Origin of the sequence: Hyphobacterium lacteum (assembly GCF_036330345.1) — a bacterium.
Taxonomy (GTDB): Bacteria; Pseudomonadota; Alphaproteobacteria; order Caulobacterales; family Maricaulaceae; genus Hyphobacterium; species Hyphobacterium lacteum.
On sequence record NZ_JAZDRP010000001.1, the window covers coordinates 455,326 to 473,271 of the forward strand.

Here is a 17,946-nt window from a genome sequence, read left to right on the forward strand (position 1 = left end):
AGTTACCCCTCAATTACGCCCACGCGCAAAAACACTACCCCGGAAAGCGCGTCTTGTTAAAACATTCTTAGCAAATCGAGCCGCTTGCAAGCCTACTCGCGTGACAGGGGAGAATTGTGACAGCCTGTTCATCTAACGCGTTCAGAGTCACATCAGAAAATGAGCAAATGCCTGCAATAGAGGGATTTCCGGCCGATAGCTCCGACCGCAGCAATGCGACTAAAAAGTGTGAAAGCATCGGCATTTAGCGCATATTGCCCGGCGCTAATGGTCCAAATGAGCATAAGACTGAAGGTTTTCCCTACCCGGTGTCAGGAAAATATCACACAGGGCGGGTCGGCCTACATCCTGAATACGCCGAACTTCGTATCCCCGAACGGCGCATTCATGGCGGCAGACAGGGACAACGCCAGCACCCGGCGCGTATCTGACGGCGCGATAATGCCATCATCCCAGAGCCGCGCCGTGGAATAATAGGGTGAGCCCTCTTTCTCATAGAGGTCGCGGATCGGTTGCTTGAAGCTTTCCTCGTCCTCGGCGGACCAGTCTTCGCCGCGGACCTCCATCCCGTCCCGCTTGACGGTGGCCAGCACGCTGGCAGCCTGCTCTCCGCCCATCACGGATATCCGCGAATTCGGCCACATGAACAGGAAACGCGGGGAATAGGCCCGGCCGCACATGCCGTAATTGCCGGCACCGTACGAGCCGCCGATGATCACCGTGATCTTCGGGCCTGCAAAGCAGGACACTGCCGTCACCAGCTTGGCACCATCCTTGGCAATGCCGCCGGCTTCGTATTTCGAACCGACCATGAAGCCGGTGATATTCTGCAGGAAGACCAGCGGAATTTTCCGCTGCGCGCACAGCTCGATGAAGTGCGCACCCTTCTGGGCACTTTCGGAAAACAGGATGCCATTATTGGCGATGATTCCGACCGGCATTCCATGCAGGCGGGCAAACCCGCAGACCAGGGTTTCCCCGAACAGTTTCTTGAATTCGTCGAACTCCGATCCGTCGACGATGCGGGCAATCACCTCGCGCACGTCATAGGGCGTGCGCAGATCCACCGGCACAATGCCATTCAACTCGTCCGGATCGTAGTCCGGCTCGCGCGGTTCAGCGATATCCAGACCATGCGACTTGGTCGTGTTCAGGGTTCCGACAATGCGCCGGGCAATGAACAGGGCGTGCTCGTCATTCGTTGCATAATGATCGGCAACGCCCGACTGGCGGGCATGAACATCCGCCCCGCCCAGATCTTCAGCGGAAATCACCTCTCCCGTTGCTGCTTTCACCAGAGGCGGACCGCCCAGGAAGATGGTGCCCTGCTTGCGCACAATGATGGTCTCATCCGACATCGCCGGCACATAAGCACCGCCCGCCGTACACGATCCCATGACCGAGGCGATCTGCGGAATACCCATCGAGGACATTTGCGCCTGATTGTAGAAGATCCGGCCGAAATGCTCGCGGTCCGGAAAGACCTCGGCCTGGTGAGGCAGATTGGCGCCGCCGCTATCGACCAGATACACACAGGGCAGACGGTTCTGCATGGCGATTTCCTGCGCCCGCAAATGCTTCTTCACCGTCATCGGATAGTAGGCACCGCCCTTGATGGTCGGGTCATTGCAGACCACCATCACTTCGCGGCCTGACACTCGGCCGATGCCGGCGATCATGCCTGCCCCGTGGACATTGCCCTCATACATGCCATTGGCGGCCAGGGCACCGATCTCCAGGAAGGGCGAGCCCGGATCCAGCAGGCGTTCGACCCGGTCGCGCGGCAACAGCTTTCCACGCGACAGATGGCGTTCGCGCGAGCTCTCCGAACCACCCAACGCAGCTTCGGCTGTCTTCGCCTGCAATTCGTCGATCAGGCCCAGCATGGCCTCTCGATTGGATTTGAAGCTCTCCGACTGCGTGTCGGCGGCTGACGTCAATCGGCTCATGTCCGGCATTTCCCTGCAAGCTTTGGCCGCCAATTAAGCCGTGTGGGCGCGCCGGCGCAATGCCCGGCTTGCATCCAATCAGCCCCCTGCCAGCATCCTTGAGGGGACAACACACAGGGGATCACTCATGAAAACGCTGTTTGCGGCCATTTTCCTCGCCGCCCTCCTCCCGTTTGCCGGCTTCGCTCAGGACAACCGCCCGCAGGTTATGGTGCTGGGGACATTCCACTTCACCGGTGGCGGTTCGGACTATGTGAATTCCGAGGTCGACAATTATTTTTCGGATCAGCGTCAGGCCGAAATCGCGGCGCTTGTCGACATGCTCGCCGAATTCCAGCCGACGCGAATCGTCGTCGAGTTGCGGCCAGAAGGCGAAGACCGTTTTAATGAGACCTACCGTCAGTATCTGGCCGGCGAGCATCAGCTGACCGTGAATGAGCGCCAGCAAATCGGCATGCGCCTGGCCGCGCAGCTCGGTCACCCACGCCTCTATGCGGCGGACTATGCCTCGGGGATGGACTTCGATGCCATGATGGCGGCGGCTGGCGAAAACGGTCAGACCCATCTGACCGATCGCCTGCCTGTTCTGATGGGCGAAATCCAGGCCATGGACGCCCGCCTGAATGCTCCCGACGTTTCTGTTGCCCAGCGTATCCGCGCCTACAACACGCCGGAATTACTGGCCGATCACAATGTCTATCTGACGCTGGCGCAGATGGGATCGGTGGACAATCCGGCCGGCGCCAACGAAATGACGAACTGGTGGGGCCGTAATCTGCATATCTTCGCTCAGATCGCCCAGATCACGCAGCCGGGCGACCGGGTTCTGGTGATCTATGGTTCAGGCCACAAATTCCTGCTCGACCAGTTCTTTCAGGACGCCGCCGAATTCGAATGGATCGACGCGCTGGACTATCTTCCGGAAGGCTGACCGCGATTTCGTCTTGCGTCTTCTTCAGGGACGCGGAAGGCTCTCCGCAACAGCCGGGGAGCCTTCTGTATGACCTATACCAGCTTCAACCTCACGAATGACGGCCCGATCGCACGCATCACGCTGAACCGGCCCGACAAGCGCAACACCATGACGCCCACCTTCTGGGCGGAGCTGCCCGGCGCGGTCGGACAGCTTTCCGATGATGGTGCCACGCGCGTCCTGATCCTTGAGGCAGAAGGGCCGGTTTTCACGGCCGGCATGGACATTTCGGTCTTTACCGACCCGAATGCGCTGGGCACAGCCGACGCAGCTCTGCGCGAAAGCTTCATGACTGCGGCAACAGCATTGCAGGACAGCTTCACGGCATTCGAGCGCGCCCGTTTCCCCGTCATTGCCTCCATTCAGGGACCGTGCGTCGGTGGCGGCGTCGACATGATTTGCGCCTGCGATATGCGGTTTGGAACGCGCGATGCCTGGTTGCGCATCGAGGAGACGAATATCGGCATGTTCGCCGATGTCGGCACACTGCAGCGCCTGCCGAAACTGGTCCCGGAAGGAATTGCCCGGGAGCTGGCCTATACCGGTGAAACCCTGTCGCCGGAGCGCGCGGAAACCATCGGACTGTACAATGGTGTGCTGGAAGACACCGAAGCGCTCAGAGCTCATGTTGGCCGCATAGCCGAACAAATCGCGTCCAAGGCCCCGCTGGCAATATCTGGCACCAAAAGGTCCTTCCTCTATGCCCGCGATCATGGCGTGGATGACAGCCTGTCTCATGCCATGACGCTACAGGCAGCGCTTTGGTCCACCGACGACATCATGGAGGCCATCACCGCCCGGGGCGAAAAACGCGAGGGCAATTTCAGACCGCTCGCTCCCGTTCGCCGGATGGGCCGCAATAAATGATCACAGGCCGCTGTCATTGCGGAAGTGTGCGTTGGGCCGTTCCGGATTGGCCGGATTGGGTAACACAATGCAATTGCAGTTTTTGCCGGAAAGCCGGCGCACTGTGGGGCGAAGTGGATCCACAAACCGCCGAGCTGACAGCCCTGGTACCACAGAAAACCTATATGCATGGCGACAGGACGTTGGTATTCCACCGCTGTTCGCAATGCGGAATCACGACCCACTGGTCAGGCGTGGATCCGGCCATACCGAACCGCATGAAAATCAACTTCACGACAGCCGACGAGGCATTCCCCGCAAATCTGCCTGTGCGCCATTTTGACGGCGCTGACAGCTGGGAATATCTGGATTAAGACAACGCGCATGGCGCTCAACCTTTCTTTTCTCAGCTTTTTTGACGATGTCGGCAAAGCCGCCCTGAAAGCCGTCGAGCATGAAGTCGAATGGTTCTGCCTGCCGGCCGGGCATCTGCTGTTTGCCGAGGGTGAGCCGAGCGACGCGCTATACCTGTTGCGGTCCGGCGCGCTGGCGGCGTTCCGCGACGGCGCCATGGGCCGCCCCAACCTTCTGGGATACATCCGCGCTGGCGAACCGGTTGGCGAAATGTCGATGCTTGAGGAGCGCGCGCACTCGGCCAGCGTTTATGCCATGCGCGACAGCGAGATCGTGCGTTTGCCAACGGCCTCCTTCGAAAGGCTGGCCGACAAGCATCCCTCCCTGATGCGGGAATTGTCCAAGATGATGCTGCGGCGGCTTCGCTCCGGACCGCAGCGCGATGGCTCCGAACCGAAGGTTTTTGCACTCGTATCATGCTCTCCGACCATTGATGTCGAATACCGCGCCCAGGAACTCCAAAGTGCGCTCGCGCGCATCGGTGTGACCTCGGCCATCATCGGAGAAGAAGCCGCTGACTGGCCCGGACCGAAGCTGGACGCCTATGAACAGGATCATCAGATCGTTCTGCTCATGGCCAGGCTGGGAGATACCAACTGGGCACGTCGCGCCATGGGTCGGGCTGACCGAGTCTGGCTTCTGGCGCGCGGTGACGCCAAGCCATCCACGCCTCTATTGCCCGAGGACCCGACGCCGGCTGCACGGCTGAAATTGCTGGATGTGCTTCTGGTCCATGATGGTGGCAGCCGTCCCGCCTCGCGCCCAAGGGAATGGGCGGAAGCAGCGGAAGCTGCGCGGGTCTTTCACTGGCGGCAGGAACGGCCGGATGATTTACGGCGCCTCGCCCGGACGCTGGCCGGCCAATCGGTCGGGCTGGTCCTGTCCGGTGGCGGCGCGCGCGCCTACGCGCACATCGGGGCCATCGACGCATTTCGCAAAGCCGGCATGGAGTTCGATTTCATCGGCGGCGCATCCATGGGCGCCATCATCGCCGCCGGCCTCGCGCTTGAATGGACCCAGGAAGAGCTTGTCGAGCGTGTCTATGAAGCCTTCGTTGCTTCCAATCCACTCGGCGACTGGCGCCTGCCAGTGATTTCACTCGCACGCGGTCATCGTGTGGATGAACGGCTGGAAAAGCATTTCGGCGATGTCGACATCTCCGACCTTGCGCGTCCCTATTTTTGTGTCTCGTCCAACCTGTCCAACGGCCGGCCTTTCATTCATCGAAGCGGGACGTTGCGGAATGCCCTGAGGGCTTCCATTGCCATTCCCGGCATTCTGCCGCCCGTTATCGAGGGTGAGAATGTTCTGGTGGATGGGGCTGTATTCACCAATTTTCCGTCCGAGCAGATGAAGGCGTTTCACCGTGGCTGCAGCGCAGGCTGCGATGTCACCCGTGCAAAGGGCGTCAATCCCGCGGATTTTCAGGACGCGCCAGGTTTCTTCGGCTGGGTTCGACAACACGGGCTGAACGAATTGCCGCCGATCGCCTCTCTGCTGATGCGTTCTGCAACCGCGGGGGTCATGGTCGGCAAGCACCAGGCCTATCGCGAAGCGGTCGACCTGCTTGTTCTGCCGGACACCGACACCGATCTCAGACAATGGAAACGGTTCGAGGAAACGATTGATGCAGGACGACGGGCAGCCGAGTTCGCCTTGTCAGAGCTCAGCCGCGACGAAGCCGCTGCATTCGGACTCTAGCCCTCGACGAACTGGTTTCCCAGCCAGATGGCGCGCTGCGCCGTGTGAGTTTTCAGGCAATCAATTGCAACCATGCGGGCAAGCGATCCGCCTTCAAACATGCCTTGCTCGAAAACACAGTCGGCATCTCTGGAAATGATCCAGGCCCGTTGAGCGTCCCGCAAGCGCTCACGCTGGGTGGCAAGATATTCGGTATCTTCATCCTGCCGGTACTGAGCCATCAGATCGCGATAGCGCTCGTTCAGCACTTCATCCCAAAGTTCATATTCCCGCGCAGCACAGTCCACCATTTCCAGAGTGGTGTAGGCGCCCTGATCCAGACAGGGCTGCATCACAACACCGCGGCATTGCTCATCCGGTCCGGATTCCAGACAATTCCGGAAGGTCTCACGTTCTTCGGCCGAATATGAGGGCGTATCCTGGGCTGCCGCCAATCCGGCGAACACGAAAAGGCTCATGACCAAGGGAAATTTCATAGCAGGCTCTCCTTTTCAACCGGCCTGATCCGGAGCAGCCACTTGCTGCCACAACTCCAGCTTCACACCGTCGCAATCGATAATCCAGGCAAACTTGCCATAGCCTTCATCGGAATAGCCAAGAATTTCGAGGCCCTTTGCCTTTAGCGTCTCGATAAACGCATCAAGATCATCGACCCGGAAATTGATCATGAAGGGCTTCTCGCTGGGTGCGAGATATTTGGCTTCAGTGAAATGACTGACCAGGCTGTAGGGTTGATCACCGGTCTCCTCCGACCAGCGCAGCATGGGACCGTATTCACCATCCAGTCCGAGATATTCCTTATACCAGGCGCGCGTTGCGGCCGGGTCCTTTACAACATGAAATATCCCGCCCAGCCCTGTGATTTTCGCCATCATGCTCTCCCGTGCTGTTGGAACGATAGCAGGGAAAGTGCAGGGAAAAAGGCCTGATCAGACGGTTTCTTCGAACAGTTCGCGGCCGATAAGCCAGCGGCGAATCTCGCTTGTGCCGGCGCCAATCTCGTAAAGTTTGGCATCGCGCAGCAGGCGTCCGGTCGGATATTCGTTGATATAGCCGTTCCCACCCAGCAGCTGGATGGCGTCCAGTGCGGTCTGCGTCGCTGCTTCAGCAGCAAAGAGGATCGCGCCTGCGGCATCCTTGCGCGCCTTCTCGCCCCGGTCGCAAATCTTCGCGACTTCATAGACATAGGCCCGCGCCGCATTCATCCGGACATACATGTCCGCCAGCTTGCCCTGAACCAGCTGGAAGGAACCGATTTCACGATCAAACTGCTTGCGCTCGTGGATGTAGGGCAGGACCGTATCCATGCAGGCCTGCATGATACCGATCGGACCCGCGGCCAGAACGGCGCGCTCATAATCAAGACCGCTCATCAGGACGGTCACACCCTCATTGAGCGGGCCCATGATATTTTCTTCGGGAACTTCGCAATCCTCGAAGACCAGCTCACCGGTTTCCGAGCCGCGCATGCCCAGCTTGTCCAGCTTCTGCGCGATCGAAAAACCCTTCATCCCCTTCTCGATCAGAAAGGCCGTGATGCCTCGCGAGCGGGCAGCCGGATCTGTCTTTGCATAGACGACAACGACATCAGCCGACGGCCCGTTGGTGATCCACATCTTCGATCCGTTGAGGATGTAGCGATCGCCCTTCTTTTCCGCCTTCAAACGCATGGAGACAACATCCGACCCGGCCCCCGGTTCGGACATGGCCAACGCGCCGACATGTTCGCCGGAGATCAGCTTGGGCAGATAGCGTGCCTTCTGCTCGTCATTGGCCCAGCGCCGCACCTGGTTCACACACAGATTGGAGTGCGCACCATAGGACAGGCCGACAGACCCTGAAGCCCGGGAGATTTCCTCCATGGCAATGCAGTGCTCGACATAGCCCAGCCCTGTGCCGCCCCACTCTTCCTCAACCGTGATGCCCAACAGGCCGAGATCGCCCATCTTCCGCCAGACATCCGCCGGGAAAGTATCGGTCGCATCGATTTCGGCGGCACGTGGCGCCAGCTCGTCAGAGGCAAAGCTGCGGACGGTATCGCGGATCATTTCGGCCGTGTCGCCAAGGTCGAAATTCATGGAAGGATATTGGTTCGGGATCATGCCCGGGATTTGGCGCAAACACCGGTTGAGGTCAAGCAGATCAGCGCCGCTACTTCCGGCGCCCGCCCAGCAACCAGATCGTCGCCCCGGCCGCCAGGATGAACCCTGCGACCAAAGCAGCCAGCCCAAAGAAGAGGCTCGGCTGTTCGGCTCCCGAATTGAACCGGGTAAACATGTCCCAGCCACCACCACCCAGCAGCGCCAATCCCAGAATCAGGACGATAACCTCGCCCAGATGGCCCCCATTCCGGCCCGGCGCCGGCTTGGAATCGCCGTTTGCCCAGCTGTCCTGCTCGGCATCTTCGGCGCTCTCGGCAAATTCAGCATCGATTTCAGACGGCTCTGGCAGATCATCATGAGCGTCCTGATCGTCGGCATCATCCGGATCAGCCGCGTCGCCGGCACCCGATACTTCGCCGGCAGCGCCGTCGGCGTTCACCGCACCCGCTCCGACAATCGGTGGCAGACCTTCGGGCTCCTCGCTGGTCTCAGGTTCTTCATCGTCAATGTCCGAGGACTGCGTGAAGGTGAAACCGAGCGAACTCATCGTGGTTTCCGGTGTCGATAAGGAATCCGGACCGGGTTGCGCCTCGGGTTCAACCGGTTCGGGTTCGGCGTAACCGGTCTGCCGGATCGGGCCAGACAGTTGTGCACGCATACGCATGATAACCTGCTCTGCCAGAGCAGAGCGTTGCGGCCCGGCCCTTGTGATTGCCGGCATTTCGGCAGGCTCGGCCTCAGGCTCAGGCTCAGGCTCGGGTTCAGGCTCGGCCTCAGGCTCGGGTTCAGGTTCAGATTCAGGTTCAGGCTCGGCGCCTGCAATTTCGGATTCGACGTCGACCGGCAGAATATCAGCTTCCGGTTCATCATCCGGATGATCGAACTCGATCACCAGCTCGACCGGGGACCGGTTGGCTTCTTCCGGCAGGTCTTTCAGGAACAAATTGCGCTCTGCCTGATGCCGCGCGGATTCTCCGCCATTCCAGGCAGCAATCGCATCGGCAGCCTCCAGCCAGCGTTTCTTCCGGATCAGACGAACGACGGCACTACTGCGGAAAGCCGGCAAACCGATACCCAGAGCAAACGAGACCAGCGCATCGCGTTGTGGACTTCCAAGGTCCCCGCCAAGAGATTCATCAATAGCCTGTTCCGCGCGCAGCACATCATAGACCAGAAGCAGCTCGGCTTCTTCCTGGCCGACCGTAACGCCGGACTTGGCGGCCGCACGGTGTCCATACCCAACCGTCCACCCGTCATTGTCCTGACGGGCAGTGGAAATGAAAGGCTCATGGGCCTTTATCAGCTCGCGCGCGGCGGGCGTGGACTTCAAACGCGGCTTCATCGCTGTTCCATTTCAAGACGGTCCGCTAGCTACTCAGCGACCCCCCTGCAAATGTGACGCCGGTCGGGTTGGCTTATTCCGGCGTAAAGACGTCAGTGGCGCCAATCGCTGTGAATGGCGCAAAGAAACCGCCACCGGCTCCACCACCGATCACCATCAGTTCGCCATTGATGCTGACAGCCGCAGCATCGGTGCGGGGCGCCTGAAGCGCGGTCTCATCCACCCAGTTTCCGGTCGCGGGATCCAGGCGCAAATGGCTGTCCAGCGTCGAGGTCAAGGCCTCGCTACGACCACCCAGGACGTGGATTTCACCGTCCAGCACGGCAGCGGCATGCCCGGCCCGGGGGGCGGGAAGCGCCGGACCGATCGTCCAGTTGCCATTTTCCGGATCGAAAATATCGACGCGGCCGGTCGCCGCGCCGTCGTCCACGCCACCGATCAGATAGATATGTCCATCAAGTGCCACGGCGGCCGCACCGCGCCGGGCGACCTCTCCCGGTGCCGGCAAAATATCCCAGCTGCGGCTTTCCGGATCAAACACGAAGACGCCCTCGACTCCGTCCTCTCCGCCGACCGCATAGAGCCGGCCATTCAACGCCACAAGCTGGAAGGATGCCTTCGGGCCCGGCATGGAAGATTCCCGTTGCCAAATGCCTTCGGCCGGATTCAGGGACCACATTTCATTACTGGGGCTGAGCGGCTCGAATTCAGGACGGCGATATTCTCCGAAATCGCTGTCGCCAATGCGGCCCTCGGATCTTCCCGCATATCCGCCAGCCGCATAGATACGGCCATTCAACGCAGCGAAGCCGAAACGCTCGAGCCCGCGCGGCAGGGCTGTGTGATCACGCCATTGAAGTGTCGAAGGATCATAGACCTCGACCGTATTGTTGGGTTCGGTCAGGCCCGAACCACCGGCCGCATAGACCCGGCCGTCGAGCTCGACTGCCGCCAGACCCGCGCGGGGGTCCGGCAGTTCACCGACCTGCCGCCAGTAACCATCGGCCAACGCAGCCGCCGAAACCATCAGACTCAGGGAAAGCCCGCTGAAGGCACGCAAAATCATCATATCACCCTTGCTCCTTCCCCCGCGAAACTCTTCTGCATCAGATTTATAGCAGGATGATGGCAGCCAATCCGAGAAACGCAAAGAAGCCGATCACATCGGTTACAGTCGTAACAAATACAGACGAGGACACGGCAGGGTCCGCTCCGAAGCGGCGGAGCGCCAGAGGGACCGCGATCCCCGCCAGGCCTGCAAAGGCCAGATTGATGACCATGGCAAGCCCGATCACTCCCGCCAGCGTCCAGTTCTGGAACCAGAGCGCCGCTACCAGCGCCATGACCACCGCGAAAATGACACCATTGACCAGTCCTGTCAGAATTTCGCGGATGATCACCCGGCGTGCATTGGCAGACGTCAAATCGCGGGAGGCGATGGCCCGCACCGCGACGGCCAGCGACTGGGTGCCTGCATTCCCGCCCATGGACGCAACGATCGGCATCAGGACGGCCAGCGCCACGACTGCTGCCAGTGCGTCCTCGAAAATCGCGATAACACCGGAAGCCAGGATCGCCGTCGCCAGGTTGACCAGCAGCCATGGCGCACGCGAGCGCACGGAATCGATCACCGAGTCCGACAGGCCCGCGTCGTTCACGCCGGCCAGCGCCAGCATGTCTTCCTTGTTCTCCTCCTGGATAACGTCGACCATGTCATCGATGGTCAGCATGCCGGTCAGCCGTCCCGCTTCGTCGATCACGGGCGCAGAGAACAAATGGTATTTCTCGAAAAGATAGGCGGCCTCTTCCTGGTCGACATCCGGCTCTATAGTGACCCGTAAATCACTCATCAGATCCGACAGCCGGGCATCCCGCTTTGACCGCATCAGCTGGCTGACAGCGACCGCCCCCATCGGCGCGAAAGCCGCATTGACGACATAGATATCGAAAAAGACGTCGGGCAAATCCTCGCCCGCGGCGCGCATGTGGTCGATCGTATCGCCCACAGTCCAGTGTTCAGGGGCTGCCACGAAGTCGCGCTGCATGAGGCGGCCCGCGGTCTCTTCCTCATGCTCGAAATGGGATTCGAGCAGGGTCCGGTCCTCATCGGACACTTCCGACAGAACCGCCTCGCGGACATCATCGTCCAGCTCTTCGAGAACCAGGGCCGCATCATCCGAATCCAGATCGCGGATGGCTTCCGCAATCTGCTGGGGCTCGAGCACTTCGGTGATGTCGTCGCGCAAATCCCATTGCAGCTCGGACAGTAATTCACCGGTAAAGGCCTCGGGGGCCAGCTTTGCGGCCTGAGAAACCTGTTCCTTCGAAAGCTGTTCGAGAATGTCAGCCGCATCCGCCGGGTGGCATTCATCCAGCAAGCCGCGGATCGCCAGCCCGTCGCGGTCGGCAATGGCTGCGGCCAACCGGCCGACAGCAGCAATATCGGTTTCCGCGGCGCTGGCGGTTTCCTCGATCTCGATTTCCGGAGCAATTTCGGACATGGCAGGCCTCGTGGACTGGGCCTGCGAGATTAATCACACCCGCGTCAGGATTTCACCTGCATGATCAGCGGTAAATCGAAATCTTTTGCAGGAAAACCGGACTATCTGTGGAGTGACAGGCCTATTTAACCGCGTCGGTCGCCGCCCTCGCCAGACTGATCAGGCGTTGGCTGTCAGCCGACATAGGCGACGGTGCCGTCACCGTCGCATAGGCCTCGGACTGAGCCAGCAGCGCCGCTCCCAGCGCCTCGGCAACGCCGCCTTCCATATCCGCAATCGCATCACGATGGCGATCGAAAATGGTCTGGGCGGACATGTAATAGCCATAACCGTCGAGATAGGGACCATTGGGACTGTCAGAGCCCTGAGCAAAGGCATATTGCAACGCACCGCGCTCCAGCATGTTAGCAATGACGCGGGACTGGACCTGCGCCGCGGATTGTTCGCTTTGCGGTGTGAATTGCTCGGCTGTGTCGATGGCGTCGAGGACGGTATCGACCGAAGCCCTCACAGCGTCATCGCTGGAGCCATCGTAAGGCGATTGGGAGGCCGTCAGCAGGCTGTCATAGAAATCCGGGGCGCCCAGATCAGCGATAACCGGTTCCAGATCGACATAGATCTCGGAGATCGGATGGCTGAACATTTCCGCGCCGACAGCGCGCCGGCCTTCATCGAAGGCCGCCAGTCCCGCCAGATAGTGCGCCCGCATGACTTCCAGAGCGGTCAGATAAACGACCGGATCGGCCCGGGCCATATCGGGGTCGATACCGAATTCGCCGCCCCCGGCACCGCCGCCTTCATCGCCTTCACCGTCGGAGCCGCCTTCGCCCTCGCCTTCATCCATATGACCGGCGCTCTGCGCAGCATGACGGGTGGATGCACCCTCGCCTTCACCTTCCCCCTCACCGGCCGGTGAGCACGCCGCGAGGCCCAGAACCAGAGCCGCAACGCCGGCCTGTCCCAGAAGTTTCTTCCGCTCGATTCCCATCACGCACCTTTTCAATGCAGCGAATTTGAGGAGAATACTTATTGAAGATGAGAACCACTCGCAAGCACTCTTGATATGATCCAGCTGGAAAAAGTCTGTTCCCCTGCCGATATCTCCGCCCTGATCGGCCTGGCCGGTCATGGCGAATTCCGCGATGGCAAGACGACGGCGGGCCGTGCAGCCAGGCAGGTGAAGGACAACACGCAGCTGGCACCGGGTGCTGTAAGAGAGACCGTCAGCAAGATGGTCCAGAAAAGCCTGGAACAGCATCCCCTGTTTAAGGCTTACGCCCAGCCCAAGAAATTCATCCGCACCATGTTGTCGCGCTACACCGAGGGCATGGAATATGGCGCTCACACCGACGAGCCCCTGATGAGTGGCTTGCGCGTGGATCTTTCCTTCACCCTCTTCCTGGCCGAGCCGGATACTTATGAAGGCGGAGAACTGGTCTTGCTGGGCGCTTCTGACCAGACCGAGATCAAGCTGGCAGCGGGCGACGCCGTTCTGTATCCAACGCAGGCCCTGCACCGGGTCAATCCGGTGATCAGCGGCGAACGCCTTGCGGCTGTCGGCTGGGTCCGCAGCTATATCCGCGATCCCCTGCAGCGCGAGACCCTGTTCGAGCTGGATATCGCCTTGCGGTCAGTCTTCGAAAAGGATGGCAAGACGCCACTCTACGACACGCTGTCGAAGACACGGGCGAATCTGTTCCGGATGTGGGCGGACGATTAGAACATCCATCCAGGGATGGTGCGGCCGAGAAGACTCGAACTTCCACGGGTTTTACCCCACAGCGACCTCAACGCTGCGCGTCTACCAGTTCCGCCACGGCCGCATCCCTGGAAGGCGCGCGGGATAGCAGTCCCCGATGGAAAAGTGAAGCCGCCTTGTGCGTGAAAATCAGGCTGCGTGTGCGACGAAGTCGTTGACGTCCGCCGGACCGAGAATGGCGACGGTCACGCGATCGCCCTGGATTACGATTTCACCGCGCGCAATCGGATGCCCATTGGCCAGAATCCAGACCGGTTCCTCTTCCTCGCAATGCAAAGGAATGACAGCACCACGGCCCATGCGCAGGAATTGCGCAATCGGCATCGCGGACTGCCCCAGCACCACCGAAAGTTCGACCTTTACCGACCCCAACTGACTCAAGGCTTTACTCCTGTTCGCGCTTGAAACATCCAAGCCCGGCGCCGATGTTGAGTCATGTGCCTTTCCGGCAAGTTAAGGACCGCGAAAAGATGAGCAGAATTCGCACAGAATGGGCCGTTTCAACGGAATTTGTGCCGTATCCGGAAGCGGTTGCCTTCATGGAGGCCCGCGCAGCAGCAATTGCGGCCGGCGAAGCCGACGAACTGGTCTGGATGCTCGAACACGCTCCGCTCTATACAGCCGGTACCAGTGCAAAGATCGAGGATCTGAAAGACCCGGAACGGTTTCCGGTGTTCGATGCCGGCCGTGGCGGCGAATACACCTATCACGGCCCCGGCCAGCGGGTCGGCTATGTGATGCTGGACCTGACCAAGCGCGGGCGGGATGCCCGGAAATTCGTCCAGGGCCTTGAGGACTGGATCATTGGCGCCCTCGCCGAGTTCGGCATTGAAGGCGGCCGCCGGTGCGGGCGGGTCGGCGTCTGGGTCGATCGCCCGGATAAAGGCGATGGCTATGAGGACAAGATCGCCGCAATCGGCGTTCGCCTGCGCCGCTGGGTGTCTTTCCACGGCATCGCCTTCAATGTCGCGCCGGATCTGACGCATTTTGACGGCATTACACCCTGCGGCATCGCGGATCCCCGCTATGGCGTAACCAGCCTCGCGGATCTCGGCATGGAAAAAAGCCTGGCCGAAACCGACCAGGCTTTCCTCAGATCATTCGAAAAGGTCTTTGGTCCGGTCGAACCGACAGAGCCCCCGGAATTCTGATCCTATTGGCTGGGCAGCCTGAACATGTAAAAGCCCAGCGCGCCGTTCACGATGATCGTGGACAGGATATTCTTGAAGACCATTCCGGCTCCCATCGTCTGCATCGAAGCCAAGCTGGACATATCGACACCGAATATCGGGTTCAGAACCAGATTGAGTATGATCGAGATCACGATGGCTGCACCGATGGCGGCCAGCGTCATCCAGCCCGATTTCCCGGCATCATGGAAGCGCTTGGAAAAGATGCAGACCCAAGCGTAGATCGATGCCAGAGCAACCAGAAGCCCCAATAAACCGAAGATCATTCCCAAGCCGGGCACAAGCACCAGAATACTGAAAACGATGTTTACAGCGACGATCGCCAAAAGCCCGCGCGCAAAATCGACCGGCCCGAGCTTGCCGCTGGAACCGATCAGAACGCGCTGTGCATCGCCCATCGGCAGAATGAAATCTTGAACGTTCATGGAATTGGCCTCCCCTGCCAGGTTAGGATTCTTAACCTGAAAGGGGAGCCCCCATCCTGTCAATCGCTTTACAAGAGAATTCCGTGGGTTGTTTTGAAATGCCCCGGCGCCGGACGATCATTCGAACTCGATCAGCAACTCATCCGCGGACACCGATTGCCCCGCCTCGACCGATATGGATTTGATGACGCCATCCATTTCCGCGCGGATGACATTTTCCATTTTCATGGCTTCTACCACCAGCAGCGGTTCACCCGCCTTCACGTCCTGGCCTTCCGAGGCTTCCACGGTGACAACAAGCCCCGGCATCGGGCTTGTCACCTGCTTCGCGGAAGCGCTGGTGTCCTTCTCCGGCAACAAGGCATGCAAGTCCGCCGACCGGTGTGTGGCGACAATCGCCGTGGTCGTATAGCCCCTGTGGCGCAGGCGATATCCTTCGGTGAGATTCTTGAACTCGACGGCAAAATGTTCGCCGTCCAGGACGCCTTCAAACACATGCTCGCCCGGATGCCACGGGCTCTCGAATTCGACAGCCTTTCCATCCAGCTCCGGCATCCAGACCTTTGCGGGCGTTCCGCCGCCGATCGCATCATCCGGCAGTTCCATCTCGATCGCGATACGCTGACCGTCCATGAGCACATCCCATTCTTCCGAATGGACACGGGGCGCAGGCGTCATCCGCCCTCCGGTCCGCGCAGCCCGGCGTGTGAAGACCGTATGAATGAACGCGGCGGTGCTGGCGATAATTCGGGTTTGCTGCTCTGTCGGCTCGGTACCCGAGAAACCCTCGGGGAATTTCTCCGCTATGTAGCCGGTATGGATATCCCCGCTGCGGAAATCGTCTTCCTCGAGGCAAGCCGCCAGGAAGGGCGTGTTTGGCTGCAGGCCTTCCACATGATAGCGGTCCAACCCTTCCAGAAGCGTGTCGATCGCGGCTTCGCGGGTTTTGCCATGGGCCACGACCTTGGCAATCATCGGATCATAGAAGAGCGATATCTCGTCGCCTTCCCGCACCCCGGAATCAATGCGCAACGTGCCTTCGCCCAGCGGCCCCTCCGCCGGCTCGGCATAGCGCTTTAAGCGGCCAATGGATGGCAGGAAGCCGCGATAAGGGTCCTCGGCATAAAGCCGGGCCTCGACCGCCCACCCATTGATCTTGATATCCTTCTGGCGCAGCTCCAGCTTTTCGCCAGCCGCAACGCGGATCATCTGCTCGACCAGGTCGATGCCGTGGGTCAGCTCGGTCACCGGATGCTCCACCTGGAGGCGGGTATTCATCTCCAGGAAGTAGAAATTCTTGTCCTTGTCGACGATGAACTCGACCGTGCCGGCGCTGTCATAGTCGACCGCCTTGGCCAGGGCGACGGCCTGGGCGCCCATGGCTTCGCGGGTCGCCTTGTCGAGGAAGGGTGATGGCGCTTCTTCCAGAACCTTCTGATTCCGGCGTTGAACCGAACATTCACGCTCATTCAGATGCACGACATTGCCATGCCGGTCGCCCAGAACCTGGATCTCGATATGCCGCGGGCGCTCGACGAATTTCTCGATGAAAATCCGCTCATCGCCAAAAGACGACCGCGCTTCATTGCGTGCCGACTGGAACCCGTCGCGGGCTTCCGCATCGGAATAGGCGATGCGCATACCCTTGCCGCCGCCGCCGGCCGAGGCCTTGATCATCACGGGATAGCCGATTTCTGACGAAATCTTCACCGCCTCGTCGGCATCCTCGATCAGCCCCATATGGCCAGGCACAGTGCTGACATCCGCCTCGGCAGCAAACTTCTTGGACGTGATCTTGTCGCCCATCGCCTCGATGGCGTGAACATTCGGGCCAATCCACTCGATTCCCGCTTCCTTCAGCGCGATCGGGAATTTCGGATTTTCCGACAGGAAACCGAATCCGGGATGTATGGCCTCGGCGCCGGTCTGTTTGGCCACTGCAATGATCTTCTCGATCTGCAGATAGCTTTCACCGGGCGCTGGCGGGCCGATAAACACAGCCTCATCCGCCATGTCCACGGCCTTCGATCCCGCGTCCGCCTCGGAATAGACAGCCACTGTCTGGATGCCCAGCCTCTGGCAGGTCTTGATTACGCGCACGGCAATCTCGCCGCGATTGGCGATCAGTATCTTCTCGAACATGAGAGCCCTTTTCCTCGCCCCTTATGAAGGGTTTTGCCCCGTTTACCGCGCTTGTCACACGGCGGGCAAGTCACCGGGTTAGTCGATGCCTTCGCGCAAACGGTCCAGCCAGTCCATTTCCATGGAACGCATCCGTCCGATCACTGCCACAAGGAAGGCGGTAGACCAGCCGATCAACAGGAAACCGTTGAAGCTTTCCAAGGCTCCGACAATCCGCCAGTCGCTTTCGATGTTCACATCACCAAAGCCCACCGTGGTGAATGTGGAAATCGAATAATAGAGCGACTCGCCCATATCGGGGAAAATCCCCATCGCCGTATAGAAGACGGTGTAAATCCAGATCTCGATGGCGTGAATCACGACCAGGCCAAGCATGATCGTCACGATGAAAATGCCTTGCCGCACCGGCGATTCAAATGGCCGGAGCCGGCGCGACCGTGCCTGCAGGAATCCCATCAGCAGTATCAGGCCGACCATGTGAATGATCACCGTCAGCGTCATCAGCACTGCAGAAACAAGAAGCGGCATAATCATGGATCGCAGCTTAGACCGCTTCCCATCTCATCCGATAGGGATAAGTTGGCGCGCAAATCAGGAAATCA

The 17,946-nt window shown here is 59.9% G+C and carries 18 protein-coding genes and 1 tRNA gene; 6 read left to right on the forward strand and 13 right to left on the reverse strand.

Features of this window, described 5'->3' with window-relative positions; all coding sequences use genetic code 11:
- Positions 1 to 341: 341 nt before the first annotated feature.
- Positions 342 to 1,949, reverse strand: a complete 1,608-nt coding sequence (locus tag V0U79_RS02190) for a carboxyl transferase domain-containing protein (RefSeq protein WP_330197822.1) — start codon at positions 1,947 to 1,949, stop codon at positions 342 to 344.
- Between the two features lie 127 nt (positions 1,950 to 2,076).
- On the opposite strand from V0U79_RS02190, the gene V0U79_RS02195 reads away from it, so the two are divergent.
- The 4 genes from V0U79_RS02195 to V0U79_RS02210 all read left to right on the forward strand — a co-directional run bounded on the left by V0U79_RS02195 (position 2,077) and on the right by V0U79_RS02210 (position 5,883).
- Entirely contained in the window at positions 2,077 to 2,880 is an 804-nt protein-coding gene (locus V0U79_RS02195; protein WP_330197823.1) for a DUF5694 domain-containing protein, read from the forward strand.
- A gap of 69 nt (positions 2,881 to 2,949) precedes the next feature.
- Positions 2,950 to 3,789: an enoyl-CoA hydratase-related protein gene (locus tag V0U79_RS02200; RefSeq protein WP_330197824.1), complete on the forward strand. Its 840-nt coding sequence runs from the start codon at positions 2,950 to 2,952 to the stop codon at positions 3,787 to 3,789.
- Positions 3,786 to 4,142: a GFA family protein gene (locus V0U79_RS02205; RefSeq protein ID WP_444881629.1), complete on the forward strand. Its 357-nt coding sequence runs from the start codon at positions 3,786 to 3,788 to the stop codon at positions 4,140 to 4,142. The genes V0U79_RS02200 and V0U79_RS02205 overlap by 4 nt, the downstream gene beginning before the upstream one ends.
- Positions 4,143 to 4,152: 10 nt before the next feature.
- The gene (locus V0U79_RS02210; protein ID WP_330197826.1) at positions 4,153 to 5,883 is read left to right on the forward strand and encodes a patatin-like phospholipase family protein; all 1,731 of its coding nucleotides are present in this window, start codon (positions 4,153 to 4,155) and stop codon (positions 5,881 to 5,883) included.
- Here V0U79_RS02210 and V0U79_RS02215 read toward each other — a convergent pair.
- The 7 genes from V0U79_RS02215 to V0U79_RS02245 form a co-directional block, all read right to left on the reverse strand.
- Positions 5,880 to 6,359, reverse strand: a complete 480-nt coding sequence (locus tag V0U79_RS02215; RefSeq protein ID WP_330197827.1) for a lysozyme inhibitor LprI family protein — start codon at positions 6,357 to 6,359, stop codon at positions 5,880 to 5,882. The genes V0U79_RS02210 and V0U79_RS02215 overlap by 4 nt on opposite strands.
- A 15-nt stretch (positions 6,360 to 6,374) precedes the next feature.
- Positions 6,375 to 6,755 carry a VOC family protein gene (locus tag V0U79_RS02220; RefSeq protein WP_330197828.1) on the reverse strand — a complete coding sequence of 127 codons (381 nt, stop codon included), beginning with the start codon at positions 6,753 to 6,755 and terminating at the stop codon, positions 6,375 to 6,377.
- Positions 6,756 to 6,812: 57 nt separating this feature from the next.
- A complete protein-coding gene (locus tag V0U79_RS02225; RefSeq protein WP_330197829.1) occupies positions 6,813 to 7,985 on the reverse strand; it encodes an isovaleryl-CoA dehydrogenase in 1,173 nt (390 codons plus the stop codon).
- A gap of 49 nt (positions 7,986 to 8,034) precedes the next feature.
- Positions 8,035 to 9,327, reverse strand: coding sequence for a lysozyme (locus V0U79_RS02230; RefSeq protein WP_330197830.1), 1,293 nt, complete (start codon positions 9,325 to 9,327; stop codon positions 8,035 to 8,037).
- 73 nt (positions 9,328 to 9,400) lie between these two features.
- The gene (locus V0U79_RS02235) at positions 9,401 to 10,396 is read right to left on the reverse strand and encodes a Kelch repeat-containing protein (protein ID WP_330197831.1); all 996 of its coding nucleotides are present in this window, start codon (positions 10,394 to 10,396) and stop codon (positions 9,401 to 9,403) included.
- Between the two features lie 43 nt (positions 10,397 to 10,439).
- The gene (gene mgtE, locus V0U79_RS02240; protein WP_330197832.1) at positions 10,440 to 11,828 is read right to left on the reverse strand and encodes a magnesium transporter; all 1,389 of its coding nucleotides are present in this window, start codon (positions 11,826 to 11,828) and stop codon (positions 10,440 to 10,442) included.
- Between the two features lie 121 nt (positions 11,829 to 11,949).
- Complete coding sequence (locus tag V0U79_RS02245; RefSeq protein WP_330197833.1) at positions 11,950 to 12,819, reverse strand: hypothetical protein; 870 nt, start codon at positions 12,817 to 12,819, stop codon at positions 11,950 to 11,952.
- A 72-nt stretch (positions 12,820 to 12,891) separates the two neighbouring features.
- On the opposite strand from V0U79_RS02245, the gene V0U79_RS02250 reads away from it, so the two are divergent.
- Positions 12,892 to 13,548, forward strand: a complete 657-nt coding sequence (locus V0U79_RS02250) for a Fe2+-dependent dioxygenase (RefSeq protein WP_330197834.1) — start codon at positions 12,892 to 12,894, stop codon at positions 13,546 to 13,548.
- 16 nt (positions 13,549 to 13,564) lie between these two features.
- Here the strand turns inward: V0U79_RS02250 and V0U79_RS02255 are convergent.
- Together V0U79_RS02255 and V0U79_RS02260 are read right to left on the reverse strand one after the other, a co-directional pair.
- Positions 13,565 to 13,651 (reverse strand) — tRNA-Leu (locus V0U79_RS02255).
- Positions 13,652 to 13,716: 65 nt separating this feature from the next.
- Complete coding sequence (locus tag V0U79_RS02260) at positions 13,717 to 13,968, reverse strand: FliM/FliN family flagellar motor switch protein (protein ID WP_330197835.1); 252 nt, start codon at positions 13,966 to 13,968, stop codon at positions 13,717 to 13,719.
- A gap of 89 nt (positions 13,969 to 14,057) precedes the next feature.
- Here V0U79_RS02260 and lipB point away from each other — a divergent pair, with 89 nt between their 5' ends.
- Positions 14,058 to 14,738, forward strand: coding sequence for a lipoyl(octanoyl) transferase LipB (lipB, locus tag V0U79_RS02265; RefSeq protein WP_330197836.1), 681 nt, complete (start codon positions 14,058 to 14,060; stop codon positions 14,736 to 14,738).
- A gap of 2 nt (positions 14,739 to 14,740) precedes the next feature.
- Here the strand turns inward: lipB and V0U79_RS02270 are convergent, their stop codons facing one another.
- The 3 genes from V0U79_RS02270 to V0U79_RS02280 all read right to left on the reverse strand — a co-directional run bounded on the left by V0U79_RS02270 (position 14,741) and on the right by V0U79_RS02280 (position 17,878).
- Positions 14,741 to 15,202 carry a DUF805 domain-containing protein gene (locus V0U79_RS02270; protein ID WP_330197837.1) on the reverse strand — a complete coding sequence of 154 codons (462 nt, stop codon included), beginning with the start codon at positions 15,200 to 15,202 and terminating at the stop codon, positions 14,741 to 14,743.
- 117 nt (positions 15,203 to 15,319) lie between these two features.
- Positions 15,320 to 17,344: an acetyl-CoA carboxylase biotin carboxylase subunit gene (locus V0U79_RS02275; RefSeq protein ID WP_330197838.1), complete on the reverse strand. Its 2,025-nt coding sequence runs from the start codon at positions 17,342 to 17,344 to the stop codon at positions 15,320 to 15,322.
- Positions 17,345 to 17,422: 78 nt separating this feature from the next.
- Entirely contained in the window at positions 17,423 to 17,878 is a 456-nt protein-coding gene (locus V0U79_RS02280; protein WP_330197839.1) for an ion channel, read from the reverse strand.
- Positions 17,879 to 17,946: the final 68 nt, after the last annotated feature.